Source organism: Caballeronia sp. GAWG1-1 (genome assembly GCF_023631465.1).
GTDB lineage: Bacteria > Pseudomonadota > Gammaproteobacteria > Burkholderiales > Burkholderiaceae > Caballeronia.
The window spans coordinates 77,284-96,856 of sequence record NZ_JALQDB010000045.1 but is presented as its reverse complement, the minus strand read 5'-3'; the positions used below and the strand labels follow the sequence as shown (position 1 = coordinate 96,856).

General features: G+C 57.2%; 16 protein-coding genes. 13 read left to right on the top strand and 3 right to left on the bottom strand.

Annotation, left to right across the window (positions count from 1 at the left end):
- Nucleotides 1–152 precede the first annotated feature (152 nt).
- From NCT03_RS30330 to paoC, 10 genes are all read left to right on the top strand, one after another.
- Nucleotides 153–1,202 carry an ABC transporter permease gene (locus tag NCT03_RS30330; protein WP_250495107.1) on the top strand — a complete coding sequence of 350 codons (1,050 nt, stop codon included), beginning with the start codon at nt 153–155 and terminating at the stop codon, nt 1,200–1,202.
- Between the two features lie 43 nt (nt 1,203–1,245).
- Complete coding sequence (locus NCT03_RS30325; protein ID WP_250495105.1) at nt 1,246–2,253, top strand: sugar ABC transporter substrate-binding protein; 1,008 nt, start codon at nt 1,246–1,248, stop codon at nt 2,251–2,253.
- Between the two features lie 14 nt (nt 2,254–2,267).
- Nucleotides 2,268–4,406, top strand: a complete 2,139-nt coding sequence (locus NCT03_RS30320) for an ABC transporter permease (protein ID WP_250495103.1) — start codon at nt 2,268–2,270, stop codon at nt 4,404–4,406.
- Nucleotides 4,387–5,493 carry an SMP-30/gluconolactonase/LRE family protein gene (locus NCT03_RS30315; protein ID WP_250495102.1) on the top strand — a complete coding sequence of 369 codons (1,107 nt, stop codon included), beginning with the start codon at nt 4,387–4,389 and terminating at the stop codon, nt 5,491–5,493. The genes NCT03_RS30320 and NCT03_RS30315 overlap by 20 nt, the downstream gene beginning before the upstream one ends.
- Nucleotides 5,493–6,995 (top strand): sugar ABC transporter ATP-binding protein, encoded by a 1,503-nt coding sequence (locus NCT03_RS30310; protein WP_250495100.1) that lies wholly within the window; start codon nt 5,493–5,495, stop codon nt 6,993–6,995. The genes NCT03_RS30315 and NCT03_RS30310 overlap by 1 nt, the downstream gene beginning before the upstream one ends.
- A 212-nt stretch (nt 6,996–7,207) precedes the next feature.
- Complete coding sequence (locus NCT03_RS30305; protein WP_250495098.1) at nt 7,208–8,344, top strand: porin; 1,137 nt, start codon at nt 7,208–7,210, stop codon at nt 8,342–8,344.
- A 147-nt stretch (nt 8,345–8,491) separates the two neighbouring features.
- Nucleotides 8,492–9,637, top strand: coding sequence for an NRAMP family divalent metal transporter (locus tag NCT03_RS30300; protein ID WP_250495096.1), 1,146 nt, complete (start codon nt 8,492–8,494; stop codon nt 9,635–9,637).
- Between the two features lie 127 nt (nt 9,638–9,764).
- Nucleotides 9,765–10,406 (top strand): aldehyde dehydrogenase iron-sulfur subunit PaoA, encoded by a 642-nt coding sequence (paoA, locus tag NCT03_RS30295; RefSeq protein ID WP_250495094.1) that lies wholly within the window; start codon nt 9,765–9,767, stop codon nt 10,404–10,406.
- On the top strand, nt 10,403–11,353 hold the full coding sequence (locus NCT03_RS30290; protein WP_250495093.1) for an FAD binding domain-containing protein: 951 nt from the start codon (nt 10,403–10,405) through the stop codon (nt 11,351–11,353). Before paoA ends, NCT03_RS30290 begins: the two co-directional genes overlap by 4 nt.
- Nucleotides 11,354–11,357: 4 nt before the next feature.
- Nucleotides 11,358–13,568, top strand: coding sequence for an aldehyde oxidoreductase molybdenum-binding subunit PaoC (gene paoC, locus NCT03_RS30285; protein WP_250495091.1), 2,211 nt, complete (start codon nt 11,358–11,360; stop codon nt 13,566–13,568).
- A 50-nt stretch (nt 13,569–13,618) separates the two neighbouring features.
- Here the strand turns inward: paoC and NCT03_RS30280 are convergent, their stop codons facing one another.
- The gene (locus tag NCT03_RS30280; RefSeq protein ID WP_250495089.1) at nt 13,619–14,578 is read right to left on the bottom strand and encodes a LysR family transcriptional regulator; all 960 of its coding nucleotides are present in this window, start codon (nt 14,576–14,578) and stop codon (nt 13,619–13,621) included.
- 442 nt (nt 14,579–15,020) lie between these two features.
- On the opposite strand from NCT03_RS30280, the gene NCT03_RS30275 reads away from it, so the two are divergent.
- Together NCT03_RS30275 and NCT03_RS30270 are read left to right on the top strand one after the other, a co-directional pair.
- Nucleotides 15,021–15,500, top strand: a complete 480-nt coding sequence (locus NCT03_RS30275) for a (R)-mandelonitrile lyase (protein ID WP_250495088.1) — start codon at nt 15,021–15,023, stop codon at nt 15,498–15,500.
- A gap of 17 nt (nt 15,501–15,517) precedes the next feature.
- Nucleotides 15,518–16,291, top strand: a complete 774-nt coding sequence (locus NCT03_RS30270; RefSeq protein ID WP_250495086.1) for a carboxymuconolactone decarboxylase family protein — start codon at nt 15,518–15,520, stop codon at nt 16,289–16,291.
- 21 nt (nt 16,292–16,312) lie between these two features.
- On the opposite strand, the gene NCT03_RS30265 is transcribed toward NCT03_RS30270, so the two are convergent.
- Both NCT03_RS30265 and NCT03_RS30260 read right to left on the bottom strand, forming a co-directional pair.
- Nucleotides 16,313–17,206 carry a LysR family transcriptional regulator gene (locus NCT03_RS30265; protein WP_250495084.1) on the bottom strand — a complete coding sequence of 298 codons (894 nt, stop codon included), beginning with the start codon at nt 17,204–17,206 and terminating at the stop codon, nt 16,313–16,315.
- A 72-nt stretch (nt 17,207–17,278) separates the two neighbouring features.
- Complete coding sequence (locus NCT03_RS30260) at nt 17,279–18,172, bottom strand: LysR family transcriptional regulator (RefSeq protein ID WP_250495175.1); 894 nt, start codon at nt 18,170–18,172, stop codon at nt 17,279–17,281.
- 267 nt (nt 18,173–18,439) lie between these two features.
- Between NCT03_RS30260 and NCT03_RS30255 the strand changes: the two genes are divergently transcribed.
- The gene (locus NCT03_RS30255; RefSeq protein WP_250495082.1) at nt 18,440–19,546 is read left to right on the top strand and encodes an alpha/beta hydrolase; all 1,107 of its coding nucleotides are present in this window, start codon (nt 18,440–18,442) and stop codon (nt 19,544–19,546) included.
- Nucleotides 19,547–19,573 lie beyond the last annotated feature (27 nt).

Below are 19,573 nucleotides of genomic sequence, written 5' to 3'. Positions count from 1 at the left end.
TCGATGTAGCGATCAGGACCGCGTGAGTATGTTCATATTTGCGGTTTAAAGATCGATGGTACGCATTCCGAATCTAAGGGTTATCGATAGAGATAAATTGGCATAGGCATTGCACTGATATCAATCGAATGCAAGATCAAAAGGAGACGAGATTGACAGACGCCATTAAAAGCACCGATGGACGCCATGGGCCGGAAGCGATCGATGGAGATGCGTCCAGGAGGTTCGGGCTCCCCCGATTTCAGCTCACACAAGAGAGCATCGTATTTCTACTGACGACCTGCATGTTTATTGCGTTTTCTGTTGTCCTGAAGGACTTCCTGACCTCCGGAAACGTTATCACCTTGCTCCGTAACGTTTCCGTTCTTGGCATGCTGGGTTTGGGCATGAGTGTGGCCGTGATTGGGCGCGGTATCGATCTCTCGATGATTGCAACGCTCGTGGTCGGGATGGGTTGGGCTTTGAAGATGACCCAGGACGGTCATGCCTTCGGCCTCTCTTTGGTCGCTGGAGCTGGATTTGTCGTGGTAGTCGGGCTGGTTGTCGGATGCATCGTGGCTTATGCGGAGATTCCAGCCGTGTTCACGACGCTTGCGATGGGGCCGGTCATTTTCGGCTTCGGAAACGCGTTCCTGTTTTCACAAGAGACCTTTCTGGCTCCCGGCGGCATCGACTGGCTTCGGCTGCTTGGGTATGGGTCGGTGTTCGGCGTCCCCATCGCGATCTATGTCTTCATCGCGTGTGCGCTGATCGTCTACTCGATCCTTCGGCTCACGCGATTTGGCAGAACCATCTATGCCATCGGTGACAACCCGGCTGCCGCGCGCCTTACCGGGTTTCCCGTTCGTTTCATCATCGTCGGCAAGTACGTGTTCACGAGCTTGATGTCGTTTCTTATCGGGCTTGTAATCGTTGCGTCCAACTCGGGTATCAACACGCGACTGTTCTACACGACGTTCGTCTACGACGTGGTGCTGGTCGTCGTGCTCGGCGGTATCGGATTGAGCGGCGGCCGGGGCGGAGTAAGAAACGTTGTGGTTGGAACGCTGTTCGTCGGGACGCTCCTGACCGGCATGACGATCATGGATTTGTCATACACAGTGCAAAACCTCGTGAAAAGTCTCGTGATGCTCGCGGCTTTGATTGTCGAAACATTCGCCAATCCGCGTGACGAACAGACGTCCCAGCAAGGTGATATCTAAATTGACGCCGCAGTCCATGCGGTCATACGAAGGAGACGAAACGATGAAACGATTGACAAGAATGATTGTAGGATGCCTTGCTTTGGCGATTGCAGCCTCTCCCGTCTTTGCGCAGGAGGGCATCGACAATGCTAAGCGGAACACTTACCTGAAAGCGGTGGCGGGTAAGCGCATCGTCTATATTCCGCTGGAAATGCGTGATAACGCGGCCGCCTGGTACAAGATCCTCAAGCGTCAGGCCGACGAACTCGGCTACACCGTGGACGTACGGGATCCGAACTGGAGCACGGACGTGGGAGCCCGTGCGCTTTCTGCCGCGATCTCTGAAAAGGCAGACCTCATCGTTCTTCAGAATCCCGACGTCCAGTCATATGCGAAGCTCATCAAGAAGGCAATGGACGAAGGCATCAAAGTAATCCAGGTCAACATGGAGTCGCTGACTCAAAGCGATACCTATGTCGGCGCGGACTGGGTGGGGATCGGCTACACCGGCGGCAGGGAGATTGCGAAGCGCTGCTCGAAAGGGAAGGGTCCCTCCAACAAGATAGCGGTCGTTACAGGTGTGCCGACCTCTTCAATCGATCTGTATCAGATGTTTGGCTTCCATAAAGCGCTCAAGGAACTGGCACCGGATATCCAGATCGTGTCGCAGCAATCTGCCGGCTACGACGCCAATAAGGCCCGCGGCATCATGAGCAGCGTGCTGCAACGTAACCCAGATCTGTGCGCAACCTTCGGCGTCTGGGACGGCCAGGACTCCGGCGTAGGCGCTGCGGTGCGAGAAGCCGGCAAGTCGAATCAGGTCTTCGTCGTCACGTCGGGAGGTGGCAACCAGACGTCTTGCGAAAAGGTGAAAGACGGATTGTTCGGAATGTTCATCGAATACGATGCCCGGATGCAAGGGGCGGCGCTCAACGTTCAGGTTTCACAGCTCCTTCAGTCGAAAGACAAGGCGGGCGCGAATCCGGTCGTGTATTACGGGCCGAATTATTTGGTCACCAAGGACACGCTAGCCTCCGATTCCTGCTGGAAGCTCGACACAATGCGCTGAGGGCGGCCAAGACCATGAGCACAATTGATACGATGCAGCGGCTGCGTTACCGCTTTTTCCCCGATCATCTGATTGGGGAAATACTTTCGAAACGCTGGACCGACAACGCAGTTCCGTTTTTCGCGCTGGCGCTTGTCGTGGCGGTGTTCGGCGTTGTGACTTCCAGCCTTTTCTCGACGGCGGGGTTATACAACCTTTCCGCGCAAATTTCGGAATTCAGTTTGATGGCATTGGCGCTGACGGTGGTAGTGCTCTCCGGCGGCATTGACCTCTCCATTAGCTCGATCTTTGCGTTATGCGCGCTGACCGTTCTCACCTCACTGAACGTCTACAACTTGGCTTTGCCGCAGGCAATTGCATTGACGCTTGCTGTAGGTGCGGCTTGTGGGGCACTGAACGGCGTCCTAATTGGCTACCTGCGACTGCGAGCTTTTTTGACGACGCTCGTGACGCTCATTCTGTTTCGCTCGGCCTACGAGATTCTGCTGCCTCAATTTGCAACGCAGGTCGTAGTGGGTTCGTCCGACTCGGCACTGTGGGCGACGCTTCAGACGGGATCGGCTTTGGGGTTGTCGTACGCGGTCTATATCGCGGGCGCCTTAGCGCTCGTGTGGCATCTGATTCTGTCCCGTTCACGGCCAGGATGGCATATCGCTGCGGTGGGCGGCTCACGACGATCGGCTTACAACGCAGGCATTCCTGTCCGGAGAGTTCTGTTCCTGACTTACGTGGCTTCAGGCGTGATGGTAGCAATTGCAGCGATCCTGTTTGGTGCGAGGCTCGGCAGTATCGGCTCCGACACGGGCGTTGGCATGGAGATCACGGTCCTGACAGCGGTCGTACTTGGCGGGACGACTTTGGGTGGCGGCCGAGGGTCGGTAGCTAAGGCGCTGCTCGGATCGGTCATCGTTCTGATCATGACCAACGGATTGTTGGAAAAGGGCGTCAGTGGAACGACGTCGGCACTTATCCTCGGCATCGTCTTGCTATTGGCAGTGTGGCTTGATGTTCGTTGGGTCAAGAATCGGCACAAGGCGATCGATAGTACCTATGTGTCTCCGGCTTATCTCAAACTGCCGGAGTGTCCCGATGCGGAGGTTGGAGCCAAGGGTGTGTACTCCGTCAACGACGCGCTTCGCAGTGCGGAAACGATTGGCCTGGGCCAAGTGGAAGGACCGGAAGACGTGCTACTCGACCGTCAGGGCAACCTTTACTCCGGATCACGTCATGGTGAGATTCATCGCTGGTTCGGGCCGGACTTCAAGCGGCACGAAATCTTTGCGCATGTCGGTGGCGCAACGCTCGGCATGAACTTTGACAAGGACGACAACCTCGTCGTTTGCGTCGGCGGGATGGGGCTATACATGGTGACGCCTTGCGCGGAAGTAGTGAAGCTCACCGACGAGACGAACCGAAGTCTGTTTTCCGTCATCGACGACTCACGAATTCGGTTGGCCGACGATCTGGACATCGCCCCTGATGGCCGTATCTTCTTCAGCGAGGCAAGCGTTCGCTATAACGATTGGGACTGGCCAGTCGACATGATTGAGAGCCGCGGCAACGGACGGCTCATCTGCTACGACCCGCGCGACAAGTCGACCCGCACTGTGGTGAGGAATCTGATCTTCGCGAACGGAATCACGTGCTTGCCAGACGGAGAGTCTTTGCTCTTTACCGAGAGTTGGGCGTGCAAGGTGAGCAGATACTGGTTCGACGGACCTAATAAGGGAAAGGTCGAGACAGTGCTCGAGAACTTGCCCGGATACCCGGATAACATCAACCGTGCCTCCGACGGGAACTTTTGGCTTTGCCTTGTTGGAATGCGCGGCCCAGCACTCGATCTGGCCATCACACAGCCCGGCTTCAGGCGGCGAATGACGAAGCGGGTCGCTCAAGCAAATTGGATGTTTCCCAACATCAACACCGGCTGCATCCTCAAGATGACGCTCGAAGGGAAGGTGCTCGAATCGCTTTGGGATAAGGGAGGGATCAATCACCCGATGGTCACTTCGTGCAAGGAGCACGAGGGACACCTCTATATCGCGGGCGTATTCAACAACCGTGTTGGAAAATGGAAAATTCCCGGTGCCGATCCGACGTGGACTGGTCCTGAAAACTATTGGGGGAAGCGAAGTGATCAATGTACTTCGTGACAAAGTCGATTCGCTGCTCGGCAGAGGGAAATACAGCGCATTCGTGCCTGTGATGGACGGCCCTCTGCAGCCCAATCAGGGGCTTGATTCTGCTGAAGTGCTGCTGTCCCAGCAACAACTCGATAACCTGACGTCGGTCGGAGACAATCTCTATTTCTCCAGCGGATCAAGCCTGATCAGGTGCGACGCGGGCGGCTCGCGGGAACAAGTGGCCACCTTTGACAGCGAAATAACCTGTATTGCGTCGGACGGTCGTGGCGCGATGGCAATCGGATTGGACGGAGCTGGCATCGCCATCCGCGGTGGCGTGCATGATGGTCGATTGATTAAGACGGTTGGGGGAGTTTCGCTCGTCTGCCCTACGGATGCACTGTTCTTTGGTCCAGACCGGTTGGTCGTTGTGAGCGGGTCTGCTACTTACTCTGCTTCACAGTGGAAGCGAGACCTGATGAACCTCGGTCGCAGCGGATCCGTCTGGGAGGTCGCTCTCGACAGCGGCGGCGAAAGATGCCTCGCAGGCGGCCTTGGCTATCCGTATGGTGTTGCCGACGCGGGCAACGCAGAGTTGCTCGTCAGCGAGGCATGGCGGCACCGGTTGTTGCGTATCGGGAGGGGAGGCGCAGCGTCGGTCATGACGGTACTCGAAGACTTGCCGGGCTACCCCTCGCGGCTCGCGCCAGCCGCCAGAGGCGGATTCTGGCTCACGCTCTTTGCACCGCGCAATCAACTGCTCGAGTTCATTCTCGGAGAGCGCAGGTATTGCGATCAGATGATCAGGACGATCGACCCCGCATATTGGATCGCGCCCTCTTTAGCGAGCGGTGTCAGTTTTAAGGAAACGCTTCAATATGGTGCAGTAAAGCGCATGGGCGTGCTGAAACCGTGGGCTCCGACTTGGTCTTATGGACTTGTCGTGTTACTGGGCGCGGATCTGAATCCTGTCGCGAGCTGGCACAGCCGCGCCGACGGCGTTCGTCATGGCGTGACGAGCGTGACCGAGCACCGTGCTCGAACGATCGTCGGCGCAAAAGGAGCGGGACTGGCCCTTGTCCTGAACGAAAGCGATCTTGCGGAGAAACTGCTTTGATGGACACTGTTCTTGAACTCAAAGGCGCGACGAAGGATTTTCGGGGTGTTTATGCGATCAAGGGTATCGACCTTAAGCTGCGTCGCGGTGAGGTCCATGCCATCCTCGGTGAGAACGGGGCTGGCAAATCGACTTTGATGAAGACGCTGGCTGGCGTATATCCGCTGAGCGCAGGCGAGATTCTCATCGACGGAAAACCGGTGGTCATCGAAACACCTGCGGCTGCGCTGAAGAAAGGCATTGCCATGGTTTTTCAGGAGACCAATCTCGTCAGCTCCATGACCGTTGCTCAGAATATTTATTTGGGCGAAGAGCGGTTCATGAACCGGCTTCGAGGCCTCTACATCCGCGCTCAAACGTTTCTGTTATCGATGAAGTTTAACGTCGACCCAACTGCGCTCGTCAGTACGCTGGGCGCCGCGCAACGCCAGATGGTCGAGGTGGCGCGAGCGGCACATCACGCCGCGAAGGTCATCATTTTCGATGAGCCGACAGCGACGCTGACGCCCGAGGAGAAGCATTATTTCTTCGGCCTCGTTCATAGGCTGAAGGAGCAAGGTATCTCGGTGCTCTTCATTAGTCACGCGCTTGAAGAGGCTCTGCAGCACTCGGACACCATCACGATTCTGCGAGATGGTGAGAAGGTTGCGACAGGACCGACTTCGACCTTCACGCGGGAGAAGATCATTCAGGCGATGATTGGTCGGGGCCTGTCGGAGGAGTTGTACGGGGCACGGAAGGGACGTGAACTACCGATTCGAAAAGCCAAGCGAAAAATCCTTAGCGTGAACAATCTTTCGATGGTCAACGTAGTGCGAAACACATCGTTCAGTGTCTACGACCGTCAGGTCACAGGTATGTTCGGGCTTGTCGGCGCGGGAAGAACCGAGACAATGAAAGTCGTCGCAGGCGCCTTGAAACGAAACTTCTTCCACGGAGGAGAGATTCGCTTTATGGGTCGGCCAGTGCGATACAGGATTCCACGGCCCGCGATGCGAGATGGCATCGTCTACGTCACCGAGGACCGTAAGCTCGATGGCTTTTTCGAGACCATGTCGATAGCGGAGAACATTCAGATTGGCGATCTTGCCAACGGGTCAAATCCGGTTTCCGTGGTGTCGACAGCGCAGGCGCGTAAGCTTGCGGAGCACTGGACGAGATCGCTGCAGATTAGGGCCATCGATTCCTCCGCAAAGGTCATTGAACTGTCCGGAGGCAATCAGCAGAAAGTGGTCATTGCCAAGTCGCTTATTCAGAAGCCCCGCCTCATTATTTTCGACGAACCAACTCGCGGGGTAGATGTCGGTTCGATCGTCGAGATTCACAACTTGATCAATCGCCTTGCCGACGACGGCATCGCCGTCGTTCTTATCTCGTCCTATCTGCCGGAGATCTTGTCGCTCTCTGATCGCATTCTGGTTGCGCGGAAAGGCCAGATTGTCGAAGAGATGAACGCGGGAGAGGCGACCGAAGAAAAGATCATGTACGCCGCAGTTCACTAAGCAGTCAGATCGTACCTCGTAGCCTGTGATGATTCCGATAAAGACGCTCCTGAATTAAAAATAGGAGAACGAAGAGAGTTCGAAATCGAGAGAACATGTGGCAAGGTTGCGCTGTTCGCTTATTGAATGAGCTAGCCGCACGAGCGAATGCATCCTTCAGGATGGACCAACGTCGTACAACAAATCGATTAATAAATACGGAGACAACCCGAATGAGAAAGCATCTTCTTGGGGCTGCGGTCCCCCTTGTTGTAACAACTGCTGCGTTTGCCCAAAATAGCGTCACGCTGTACGGCATCATCGATGAGGGCTTCGCGTTCACGAACAATGCAGCCGGACACCAGGCTTGGCAATTCCAGAGCGGCTGGGTCGCGGGCAGCCGATGGGGACTGAAGGGGGCGGAGGACCTGGGCAACGGCGTGAAGGCCATCTTCACGCTGGAGAATGGCTTCGACAATAACAACGGGCGTCTTGGCCAAGGTGGGCGCGAGTTTGGTCGGCAGGCGTACGTCGGCTTGCAATCTACTCCGTATGGCACTGTCACGCTCGGTCGGCAATACGACTCGGTTGTCGACTATCTCGCCCCGCTGACATCCAATGGCAGTACGACAGGCTTCATTTTTGCGCACCCGCTGGATAACGACAATACCGATAACACATTTCGCGTCAACAACGCCGTCAAGTTTTCAAGCATCAACTACGGCGGCGTAAAGTTTGGAGGCATGTACGCATTCAGCAACCAAGCCGGTGGCTTCTCCAACAATCGGGAGTACAGCGTCGGTGTGACATACACGGGCGCAGCGCTCTCTCTGGGCGCGGCGTATCTGCAAGCAAACAATCCAGGCGGCAACGCAAATGGCGCGTTAGCGGGTGACGACACGAACTTCGTCGCGAGTCGTCAGCAGATTTGGGGGGGTGGGATCAATTACACATGGGAGGCGGCATCGGTCGGGTTCGTCTACACCCACACGACAGTAGACTCTCCCACGGCGTCGGTTTATGTGGGTGCATTCAACATCCTTCCTAGCTCCCTCAAGTTCGATAATTTTGAAGTCAACGGCAAGTACCAGTTCACACCGGCGTTCTTCTTGACTGCGATGTACACATACACGAAGGGTACGTTCGATGCGTCGTCCGGAACGTCCAAGCCTAAATGGCATCAGGCAGCCGTGATGGCGGACTATGCGTTATCTAAGCGGACAGACGTTTATTTTCAAGCGGCCTATCAACACGTCGCCGGAGATACAACCGGGACCGCTTTAGACCAAGCTCAAGTTCCGGGTGCGGCGGGCATGTCGAGCACTACGTCCCAGGTCGTCGCTCGTGTCGGCCTGAAGCATGCTTTCTGAGTGTTCTTCGGTACGCGTGGGGACCGAACTCCCCGCGCGTCTTTTTGGTCCGACATGAATCAAAGCTCTTCCGCCTCGGCCGCCTCACGTCCGTTCCTGGGCCGGCTCTTGATACCGCTTGCCGTCGCAGGTCCCGGCGTACTCGTGATGCTGGCTGATACCGACGTCGGCAACGTTGTTTCAGCTGCGCAAAGCGGCGCCCGATGGGGTTATCGCTTGCTGCCTTTGTTGCTCGGTCTAATTCCGGCGCTTTACGTGGTGCAGGAACTTGCGTTGCGACTTGGCATGTTTACTGGGCTCGGTCATGGCGAATTGATCCGTGACGCGTTCGGTAAGCGCTGGTCGCGGTTTGCGACAGTTGGTATGAGTGTCAGTGCCATCGGTTCGGTCATCGCGCAGTTGGCCGGTGTTGCGGGAGTCGGGGAAATGTACGGTATTCCACGCGAGGTGTCCGTTCCTCTGGCCGCCGTAAGTATCGCTGGCATTGTATTAAGCGGTTCGCACCGGCGGGTCGAGCGTGCAGCGCTGGCGATTGGTCTAGTGGAGCTAACGTTCTTCTTCGTCGCATGGAAATCCCATCCCAACATGGGGATTATCGCGCGACATACGCTGGACCAGCCAGTGTCCGATCGTGACTACTTGTACTTCGCTGCGGCATTAGTCGGCGCATCGATCAATCCCTGGATGATCTTTTATCAACAATCAGCGATGGCCAGACAGAGAGTACGTTTCTCGGATTACTCGCTGGCTCGCGCAAGTACGTTATGCGGCGCGGCACTGACTCAGTTGCTGACCGCCGCCGTGATGGTCACGGTCGCCGCAAAAGTTGGCGATGCGAAGACCATTATTGGATTTAAATCGATTCAACAGCTTTGCGACGTGATGGCTTACCCGATTGGAAATAGTGTCGAGCGATCGGTCATTTCCGCAGGCTTGGTCGGCTCGGCACTTGTGGCGGCGCTTGTTGCCTCCTTGTCGATGGTATGGGGTATGCGCGAGGCAGCACAGGCGGATAGCCCTGCGGGGTGGTGGGTGTCTCCAGTCTATGGGGTTGCAATTTTAGGTGGGGTTGGAGTCGTCATTTGGGCGCCAGATCCGATCGGCCTGAACATTATTCTCCAAGTGTTGAACGCATGCCTGCTGCCGCTTGCATTAGGGTTGCTCGTAGCGCTTGCTGTTCGCGCATTGCCCAGGTGCCGTCAACTGCGGGGAACCTACCTATGGTGCGTTATCTGTGTGGCATGCGGGCTATCTGTGCTTGGCCTGTTCGGCGGCTTTTCCGGGCTGCTGTGACGGATGTTGCCTATTGATGAACCTGCCTTATAGAGGCATGCGCATCTTAGGTATGGTCAGTCGACATGAGGGTAGATACATTGATCAGTTACGGACATCGTCTATTCACATCTACCGAAGAACGCAAATGTCGATTCCCAATATGGTCGAGTTGACTCGACGCGAATTCCTGCTGGTTTCCACTGGCGCCGTGGCGGCGATCGTCGTGCCTAAAATGGCGCAAGCCTCGGATTCCGCAGAGACACCATCGGGGCAATCCATTGCTAAGGTGTCGCTTACTATCAACGGCACGTCGCACGCGCTGGAACTCGACACGCGAACCACGCTACTCGACGCACTCCGCGAACATTTGCATCTCACCGGCACGAAGAAGGGGTGCGACCAAGGGCAGTGCGGAGCGTGCACGGTGCTTGTCAACGGACGGCGGATTAACTCGTGCCTGACGCTCGCCGTCATGCACGAGCACGACGCCATCACGACCATAGAAGGATTTGGCACGCCGCATCATCTGCATCCTATGCAAGCTGCGTTCGTCAAACACGACGGTTTCCAATGCGGTTACTGCACGCCCGGGCAAATATGTTCGGCCGTCGCAGTGCTCGAAGAGATCGAGGCAGGAGTGCCGAGCCACGTCAGTGTAGACCTCTGTGCGCGACCACAGACGACGACCTTTGAAATTCGCGAACGCATGAGCGGCAACATCTGCCGCTGCGGTGCCTATTCGAACATTGTCGAGGCCGTCGAAGAAGTCGTGGGGAGCCGAGCATGAAGCCCTTCACGTATGAGCGCCCGAATTCACCTGCTGCGGCCGCAGCTGCTCTGACACGCCATCCGAATGCGAAATTCATCGCCGGTGGAACGAACCTGCTCGATCTGATGAAACTGGAGATCGAGACGCCTACCCATCTGATCGATATCAACGGTCTTCGATTAAACCGAATCGAGCCGACGCAGGACGGCGGCTTGCGGATTGGTGCGCTAGTGCGCAATACTGATCTCGCCGCGAACGATCGTGTGCGTCGTGATTACGCTTTGCTCGCGCGTGCTCTTCTGGCTGGCGCCTCGGGTCAGCTGCGCAATAAGGCGACGACTGCGGGGAATCTTCTGCAACGCACTCGTTGTCCCTATTTTTACGATATCAACCAGCCTTGCAACAAGCGTCGTCAAGGCAGCGGATGCGCGGCCATCGACGGCTTTAGTCGCCAACATGCGGTCATCGGCGGGAGCGAATATTGCATCGCTACCCACCCCGGTGACATGTCCGTCGCGCTGCGTGCGCTCGATGCCACGATCGAAACCATTCACACTGGCGGACAGGCGCGACGCATACCTATTGCCGACTTTTATCGTTTGCCTGGCAACACACCGAACATCGAAAATTCCTTGAATCCTGGCGAACTCATCACCGGTGTGACGCTGCCCGCGCCAGTCGGCGGCGTGCATGTCTATCGCAAGGTGAGGGATCGAGCGTCATATGCGTTTGCGTTAATTTCGGTGGCTGCAATCGTTCAACCAGACGGTTCGGGGCGGGTCGCACTTGGCGGGGTTGCGCCACGGCCGTGGCGCGTTGAGGCTGCGGAAACGCAGATGCAGCAGAGCGCCAAAGTTGTTGCCGCCACCTTGTTAGCTGACTCCACACCGACCGCGGCGAACGCTTTCAAGCTGATGCTTGTCGAACGTACGCTCGGTGCGGTGCTTGCTGAAGCGAGGGCTTGACGCAATGAAATTCGACGCACTCGCTACCGTCAATCCGATCGACCAGTTGCAAGTTGTCGGCAAGCCCGTCGACCGGTTCGAAGGACGGCTCAAGACCACCGGTCGTGCGACGTACGCCTACGAGCAAAATGAGGCAGCGCCGGATGCAGCATACGGCTATATCGTAGGAGCCGGAATTGCGAAGGGCAACATCGCCACGATTGATGTATCCGACGCGAAACGTGCGCCGGGTGTGCTCGCCGTTGTAACAGCGCAAAACGCGGGCAAGATTGGAACAGGCGAGTTTTATATCGACCGGCCGCTCGCGGGACCGCAGATCGATCACTATCACCAGGCGATCGCTCTTGTCGTGGCCGAGACGTTTGAAGCTGCACGGTCGGCAGCAGGACTCGTGCGTATAAACTACGTGCGCGGCGAAGGTGCTTTCGACCTGGCGGCGGTCAAGGATACGGCGTTCACTCCGAAGCAAGGCGCATTCGGTCCGCCGCCGCAAACGGCCGTCGGTGACTTCGAAGGGGCGTTCGCCGCGGCGCCAGTCACACTCGACGAGACTTACTCGACACCCGACCAGAGTCACGCAATGATGGAGCCGCACGCGACCATCGCAATTTGGCAGGGACCTCAACTGACCTGCTGGAGTCCGATTCAGCAACTTAATTGGGGCGTGCGGGACCTGGCCCGCATTCTCGGCTTGCCTGCCAACAATATCCGCATCATCACGCCCTACATCGGCGGAAGCTTCGGCGGCAAGGGCACGATTCTCTCGGATTGCGTAATGGCCGCACTTGGCGCGCGCGCGGCGGGACGACCCGTTAAGGTCGCGCTCCAACGCTCGCTAATGTTCAACAATACGACGCACCGCCCGGCTACCATCCAACGCATTCGCCTCGGCGCGACGCCGGACGGAATGCTGACCGCCATCGGCCATGAGAGCTGGTCCGGCAATCTTCGTGGCGGCCGGCCTGAGTCGGCGACCACCTCGACGCGCCTCCTCTATGCTGGTGCGAACCGGATGACGCATCTTCGCCTCGCTGTTTTGGACCTTCCCGAAGGCAATTCGATGCGGGCGCCGGGAGAAGCGACGGGCATGATGGCGCTTGAAATCGCGATGGACGAAATGGCGGAAAAACTCGCGATCGATCCGGTTCAATTTCGCGTTCAGAACGACACTCAAGTCGATCCGGAGAACCCGCAACGAACGTTCTCGGCCCGAGAGCTTGTTCAGTGCTTGCGGACTGGCGCCGAACGCTTCGGCTGGAGCGCGCGCGAGGCTCGACCGGGAATGAAGCGTGAAGGGCGCTGGCTTATCGGCATGGGGATGGCTGCCGCGATCCGCGGCGCACCGGTTGTGAAATCGGCGGCGCGGGTGCGACTCGACAGAGACGGGGTGGTCACAGTCGAAACGGATATGACTGACGTAGGAACCGGGAGCTATACCATCATCGCCCAGACGGCCGCGGAGATGATGGGCGTGGAAATCGATAAGGTAGTCGTCCGCTTGGGCGACTCGCGTTTCCCGGAATCGCCGGGCTCCGGCGGCCAATGGGGAGCGGCGTCTTCTACGGCGGGCGTCTACGCGGCGTGCATGAAACTGCGCGAAGCCGTACTGGAGCGGATCGGCTTCGAAGGCAGTGTCGCCGAATTCGCAGGAGGGCGGGTACGCGCGGAGGGCCGCGCCGTTTCTCTAGCCGAGGCGGCGATAAAGGGTGATCTGGTCGGTGAGGACGAGATGGAATACGGCGATCTCGCAAAGCGTTACGCTCAACAAACGTTTGGCGCGCACTTCATCGAAGTCGCAGTGGATTCGTCCACCGGTGAAATTCGGATCCGGCGAATGCTGGCTGTCTGCGCGGCGGGGCGGATCATGAATCCGAAGACCGCGCGCAGCCAGGTAATCGGCGCGATGACGATGGGTGCAGGCGCTGCGTTAATGGAGGAACTCGTCGTCGACAAGAAGCGGGGGTTCTTTGTGAATCACGATCTCGCTGGCTACGAAGTGCCGGTTCATGCCGACATCCCGCATCAGGAAGTGATCTTTCTCGACGAGGTGGATCCAACAATCTCACCGCTCAAGGCGAAAGGCGTCGGGGAGCTAGGCATATCGGGTGTTGCTGCAGCGATTGCCAACGCCGTGTACAACGCCACCGGCGTGCGCGTACGAGAATATCCGGTTACCCTCGACAAGCTTCTCGACAGATTGCCTGTCGTCACGTGAACGGCGTCCACGTCCGCTAAACGCTTTCGGGAGGAAATCCACGAAAGTAATCACGCGGAGCATCGTTCGCTTTCAATCAGATGCCGAACGCGTGACAGGTCAGCGTCGATGAGCTTGGTTCGTCCGAACAGTTCCGCGAGCCAGTCGACGAAGACGCGAACCCGGCGGGATTCGTGGCGCCCCTTTACGTAAGCAACGGAGACTGGCGTCGGCGCGGGTTTGAACGGGTGCAAGACTTCCTGCAACCGTCCGGCTTCAATGAAAGGCTGGGCCACGATGCGCGCGGGTTGTATAAGCCCAAGACCCTGCAGTCCGGCCGTGACATATGCGTGTTCATCGCTTGACGCAAGAAAGCCGCGGACCTCGGCTACGCGCGACACGCCGTCCACCTGAAAATCGAGGCCCGCGACCTGTCCGTTCTGCTCGGACATGCACTTGACGGCTACATGGTCACCCAGTTCATCGAGATCGCGTGGGACGCCTTTGCGCAGCAGATACTCCGGGCTGGCACACGTGACATAGTCGAGACTGCCGAGACGCCGCGCGACGAGCAGCGAGTCGGGAAGCGCTCCGAGCTGGATGCTGCAATCGACGCCTTCCGCTACGAGATCGACATCGCGATGACTGACGCCCATGGCGAGGTCGATGAGCGGATAACGCTCGTGAAATTCTTGAAGCGCCGGCAGCACGACCGCCGTCGCGGCGACCCATGGCATTTCAACACGCAGGCGTCCACTTGGATTTTGGCGTTGGTCGCGAAGGCTTGCTTCGAGCGCATCGACATCGGCAAGGATGTGCGAACAGCGATCGTAGTACTCAGCTCCCTCGATAGTCACGCTGAGGCGCCGCGTGGTGCGAATCAGCAACTGAGTACCGAGCATGGATTCGAGCTGCTGCAAGATCCTCGTTGCGGTGGCGGTTGGAATGTCGAGCGATTGCGCTGCGCGCGTGAAGCTGTTGGTTTCGACGATGCGCACGAAGGTGCGCATGGCCTGGATACGATCAGTCATCGAAGAGCTCCGTTGCTATGCGGTTCGAGATCGATTACGCCGTGCTGCGGCTATCCGCTGTTGGCGAATACCAGTGAACAGGCGGACGGCTTGCGACATCGCATCGACCTGCGCCGTCTGCTTCATGTTCGACGCGATGCTCCGGGCAATTCGACGGATCGAGGGCGTTAGTTGATTGAAATCATAAGATCAGGACGTTCTTTGAAAAAGACTTTCCGGTCGACAAGTCGTAGAAACACCGCTCATGAATCTCCTGGTTCATACAACGTACTCGCACGGTTTGCAATGAATTAATGAGCGAATTTCATGGTTGTATGCAGATTATCCACCCTATTCACGAGGGAAAAAACCAGATAAATTGTAAGGTAGTTGTTGGCTTTCGAGACGAATCCACGTCGTCTTGCGATTGCTGATCTTGCAACCGTTCTCGCAGAGGCATCAGATGAGCCTATTCAAACCAATCTTGATGTCGGTCCTGCTTTGCGTCTCCGTAAGCGCGCATACGGATTCATCCGCGCCGCCGACGATTGCCGTAATCAAGAAAGATTCGTTGACGCAGTCCGATGGATCAGCCAGTTCGTTCTCGGGCTCGGTGCTCGTCACTCAACTCTTTCCGGCCAAAAATCCTTCGCGTGTATCGGGCGGCCTCGTCACCTTTCCGCCAGGCGCGCGGTCGGCATGGCATACCCATCCGCTGGGACAGACGTTGGTTATCACGGCAGGCACCGGTTGGGTGCAGGAATGGGACGGGAAGAAGCAGGAGATGAAGGCGGGCGACATCGTCACAATTCCACCTGGCGTCAAGCACTGGCATGGCGCGGCCGCGACCACGAGCGTTTCTCACATCGCGATTCAGGAAGCGGTCGACGGTAACAACGTCCAATGGATGGAAAAGGTCACAGACGAGCAATACGGCAACTAAACATCGGGAAATCATTCATGAAGCTGTTCCTGTTATCAACTCTGACTCTTTGCGCAGCCCTATCTGCCTGTTCGACGGTGCAAAGGAATGCTGCAACGGCGCCTACGCTCTCGGACATGAACGCCGTCTCGCCAGCGCTCGCGCATTACACCGAGGATGTTGTAATTGGCGAGTTGTGGAAGCGACCCGATCTCTCATCACGAGATCGCAGTGTGGTGACGCTCTCGGTGCTCATCGCATTGAATCAAACAGTCGAGTTGCCCTATCACCTCAATCTTGCGCTCGACAACGGTGTAAAGCCCGGCGAGATCTCCGAGATCATCACGCATCTCGCGTTCTATTCGGGCTGGGCCAATGCCACGTCGGCGGTGGGCATAACCAAAGCTGTGTTCGAAAAACGCGGCATTACGGCCGATCAGATTCCGCCAGCTGTGGGCGATCGGCTGCCGATCGACGAGGCAGCGGAAGCGCGGCGGGCGAACGGCGTTCAGCAGAATTTTGGCAGGATTGCTGCTGGCGTCGCGCAGTTCTCAACCGACGTTCTGTTCCGCGATCTGTGGCTGCGGCCCGGACTCACGCCTCGCGATCGAAGTCTTGTGACGGTAAGTGCCCTCGTCGCGACGGGACAGATCGCTCAAATCGGCTACCACCTCAACCGGGCAATGGATAACGGGCTGACGCGCGCGCAAGCATCGGAGGCGATGACGCAACTCGCCTTTTACGCGGGTTGGCCGAAGGTGTTTTCGGCGCTGCCGGTTGTGAAGGAGGTACTAGAGAAGCGCGCGGGTTGAAGCTCAAGACACGTCTACGGATCAGTCTGTGTAGCGCAGCGTCTCCACGATCAGCGAAAGCGCGGCCGACGATTCGCGCCGGCTTGCGTAGCAGATGTGCAGACCGGGGAAAGTCGGGCACCAGTCTTTTAGCACGGACCGAAGCCGGCCGCTCTCGATATGTTCCCGTGCCATCTCCTCAGGTACGTATGCCAGGCCAAACCCGGCTAGCGCGGCATCCAGCACGGGATAGATGCAGTTGAAGGTCCACGGCCCGTCCACGCGTACCTGAACATTGCGCTTGCCTTTTTTGAGCTCCCAGGCATACAGACCGCTCCTAGCCGAGAAACGCACATTGATGCATGCGTGCCGGGTAAGATCCGAAGGAATCTTCGGAGCCGCGTGTTGGTCGAGGTAAGAAGGCGCGCCGACGATCGCAACCTGGATGTCCGGCGAGATGCGTACCGCACTCATGTCTTTGGCGATCTGATCGCCAAAGCGAATACCCGCATCGAAACGCTCCGAGACGATATCGGTCAGGCCGGGGTCGATCGACATCTCGATTTTCAACTCGGGATACTGCGGCTGAAGTTTCGATAGCTTGGGCCAGAGAACCGAGTTCGCCGCGAAGTCGGACGTCGTGATGCGAACCGTGCCTGCAGGTTTGTGTCTGAGTTCGTCAAATGCGGCGAGCTCGTCGGCGATTACGTCGAACCGTGGCGCGACCCGTTCGATCAGGCGGTGTCCGGCTTCGGTGGGTGCCACGCTGCGAGTAGTGCGAGTAAGCAGCCGCAGTTCCAATCTGGCTTCTAGCGAGCTGATTGTATGGCTCAAGGCGGATTGCGAAACGCCCAGCTTCGCTGCGGCGCGCGTGAAGCTTCGTTCGTTGGCAACGGCTAGAAAAGCGATGATGTCCCGGAAATTTTCGCCTGACATAAGAGACTCAAAGTATGAAGGTTTTGCGGTTTGGGCTGACTCGGCTTCGGAGCAGAAACACGGGCCGGTTGTTCAAAGCTTGAAACGCAACGCATCGACAAGCAACGTGAACGCACGCGAAGGTTGCCGACGATTGGGGTAGTAAAGATGAAGTCCCGTCCAGGTAGGACACCAGTCTTCAAGCACCGTGACAAGTTCGCCATCGCGCACGAAAGGGTCAACAAGGTCCGCTGGCAGATAGGCAAGTCCGAATCCTGCCTTCGCCGCTTCGAGGATGTCGTACGCATTGTTGAACACAAGCGGACCGTCCGTGCGCGCATTGACCACGCGCTTGCCCTTAACGAATTCCCATTCATAGAGACCGCCTCGAGTCGATAACCGTAGGCGGATGCAAGCGTGATTTGTCAAGTCGTGCGGTGTCTTGGGTGGCGTGTGTTTGGCAAAGTAGGCCTTTGACGCGACGACGGTGTTGCGCACGTCGGGGCCGATCCTTACCGATATCATGTCCTGCGCCAGTTCCTCGCCGAATCGCACGCCAGCGTCGTAGCCTTGCGCAACGATGTCGACACTTGCATACTCGTTGACGAGTTCTACTTTGATATCCGGATAGAGCGGAAGGAAATTCAGCAGCTTTGGCCAGAGAGTGCTTCTTATCGCATAGTCGATCGCGGTGACGCGAATCGTGCCGATGGGTTTCTCGCGAAGGTCGCTTAAGGCGCGGATCTCGGCTTCGATCTCGTCGAATTCTGGCGCTAAACGGTCGAGCAAACGCTGCCCGGCAGCCGTAGGTGCGACGCTTCGGGAATTCCGCATGAGCAACCGAACGCCCAGTTTCGCCTCAAGCGCGCGGACGTTGTAGCTCAATGCAGGTTGCGTGACCTGAAGTTGGGCGGCGGCACGCGTGAAGCTCCCGGCTCGCGCAACGGCAATGAAGGCCATCAGGTCGCTGAAGTTGTCGCGTGGCATTAAGGAGACCCTTGTAACGGATACAGAGATTTTATCGTCATGGTTTTTCTCGACCCCAGCATCCTTTGCTGATGGGAGGCGCGCGCTTTCCGCGTAGACTTGCCGAAAGTCGGCGGATATATGCATCGTTCTTATCGTTATAAGCTGACTGAGAAGCTTCGTCAATCGTGTGCTGACGGTTAGAATCGAGTCGTAGTGACATGACGCCAAGGCAACGACTAGCAAAGCCGGACCAATTAAACAGCTAGGTCAACGCTCGACCGTCAGATGATCGATCAGGTCGATAAGGAATACATAATAGTAAGCTGTGAGCTTCTCTTAAGTCTATGGATTGAAAAGTTGAGGACCAAAATGCTTCTTGTCAGAAAGTCGATGCTTATCGCAACGGCTGTGGTCGCGCTGGTATCGCACGCGGATGTTTGCAACGCAAGTAGTGTCGCCCAAGGCGCGAACGTGGCAGGTTCGCAAAAGGTCGCGTTCTACACCGGTCAGGTCAAGTTGGTCGCGAATCTTTATCTTCCTCCCGGCTACGATCGTTCCAGGAAATATCCGGCAATCGTGGTCGTGCATCCTTGGGGGGGTGTGAAAGAGCAAACGTCTGGCTTATACGCACAGAAGTTGGCGAGAGAAGGCTTCGTGACGCTTGCATTCGACGCATCACATTACGGTGAGAGCGGCGGTCAGCCTCGTGATCTGGAAGATCCGGCCAACCGCGTGACGGATATTCGAAGTGCCATCGGCTATTTGAGCAAGCTACCGCTGGTCGATGCGAACCGGATCGGGGCGCTCGGCGTATGTGCAGGTGGAGGCTATACGTTGAACGAAGCGCAGACCGATCTTCGCGTGAAAGCGGTAGCGAGCGTCGTCGCGTATGACATCGGAGAGGCTACCCGATCAGGTATCCAAGGATCGCCGGTGTCGGATGAAGGTCGCCGCGATCAGCTTAGAAGCATCGCAGAGCAACTAAACAAGGAAGCAGCCGGCGAGCCGGTATTAACGCAGCAACTTCTTCCGTCGCGGGATGGTGTCACCACAGAAACGCCAAACTTCATTCGCGAAGCCACGGACTACTACCTGACGCCGCGCGGCGCACATCCGAACGCGAAGAATCGTTATGTGGTCACGAGTCCGTTGCTGCATATGGCGTATTACCCACTCGAACATATGGACCTCGTCTCACCGAGGCCTGTGCTGCTCATCGCTGGCGAGAAGGCTGAAACACTCAGCTTTAGCCAGACGGCGTACGTTAAGGCAAAGCAGCCGAAGGAACTGATGATTGTTCCTGGCGCAACGCACTTCGATATGTACGACAAGCCGGAGTACGTGATGCCGGCCGTCAGCAAGCTTGCTGACTTCTACCGAAAAAACCTTTGACGCCAGCGGATGCGGCGCTCATCAACC

Bases quoted from the DNA above. Each gene is read 5' to 3' on its own strand.
- NCT03_RS30325 (WP_250495105.1), top strand. From the start codon at position 1,246: ATGAAACGATTGACAAGAATGATTGTAGGATGCCTTGCTTTGGCGATT.
- NCT03_RS30320 (WP_250495103.1), top strand. From the start codon at position 2,268: ATGAGCACAATTGATACGATGCAGCGGCTGCGTTACCGCTTTTTCCCC.
- NCT03_RS30310 (WP_250495100.1), top strand. From the start codon at position 5,493: ATGGACACTGTTCTTGAACTCAAAGGCGCGACGAAGGATTTTCGGGGT.
- NCT03_RS30305 (WP_250495098.1), top strand. From the start codon at position 7,208: ATGAGAAAGCATCTTCTTGGGGCTGCGGTCCCCCTTGTTGTAACAACT.
- NCT03_RS30300 (WP_250495096.1), top strand. From the start codon at position 8,492: ATGCTGGCTGATACCGACGTCGGCAACGTTGTTTCAGCTGCGCAAAGC.
- paoA (WP_250495094.1), top strand. From the start codon at position 9,765: ATGTCGATTCCCAATATGGTCGAGTTGACTCGACGCGAATTCCTGCTG.
- NCT03_RS30290 (WP_250495093.1), top strand. From the start codon at position 10,403: ATGAAGCCCTTCACGTATGAGCGCCCGAATTCACCTGCTGCGGCCGCA.
- paoC (WP_250495091.1), top strand. From the start codon at position 11,358: ATGAAATTCGACGCACTCGCTACCGTCAATCCGATCGACCAGTTGCAA.
- NCT03_RS30280 (WP_250495089.1), bottom strand. From the start codon at position 14,578: ATGACTGATCGTATCCAGGCCATGCGCACCTTCGTGCGCATCGTCGAA.
- NCT03_RS30275 (WP_250495088.1), top strand. From the start codon at position 15,021: ATGAGCCTATTCAAACCAATCTTGATGTCGGTCCTGCTTTGCGTCTCC.
- NCT03_RS30270 (WP_250495086.1), top strand. From the start codon at position 15,518: ATGAAGCTGTTCCTGTTATCAACTCTGACTCTTTGCGCAGCCCTATCT.
- NCT03_RS30265 (WP_250495084.1), bottom strand. From the start codon at position 17,206: ATGTCAGGCGAAAATTTCCGGGACATCATCGCTTTTCTAGCCGTTGCC.
- NCT03_RS30260 (WP_250495175.1), bottom strand. From the start codon at position 18,172: ATGCCACGCGACAACTTCAGCGACCTGATGGCCTTCATTGCCGTTGCG.
- NCT03_RS30255 (WP_250495082.1), top strand. From the start codon at position 18,440: ATGATCGATCAGGTCGATAAGGAATACATAATAGTAAGCTGTGAGCTT.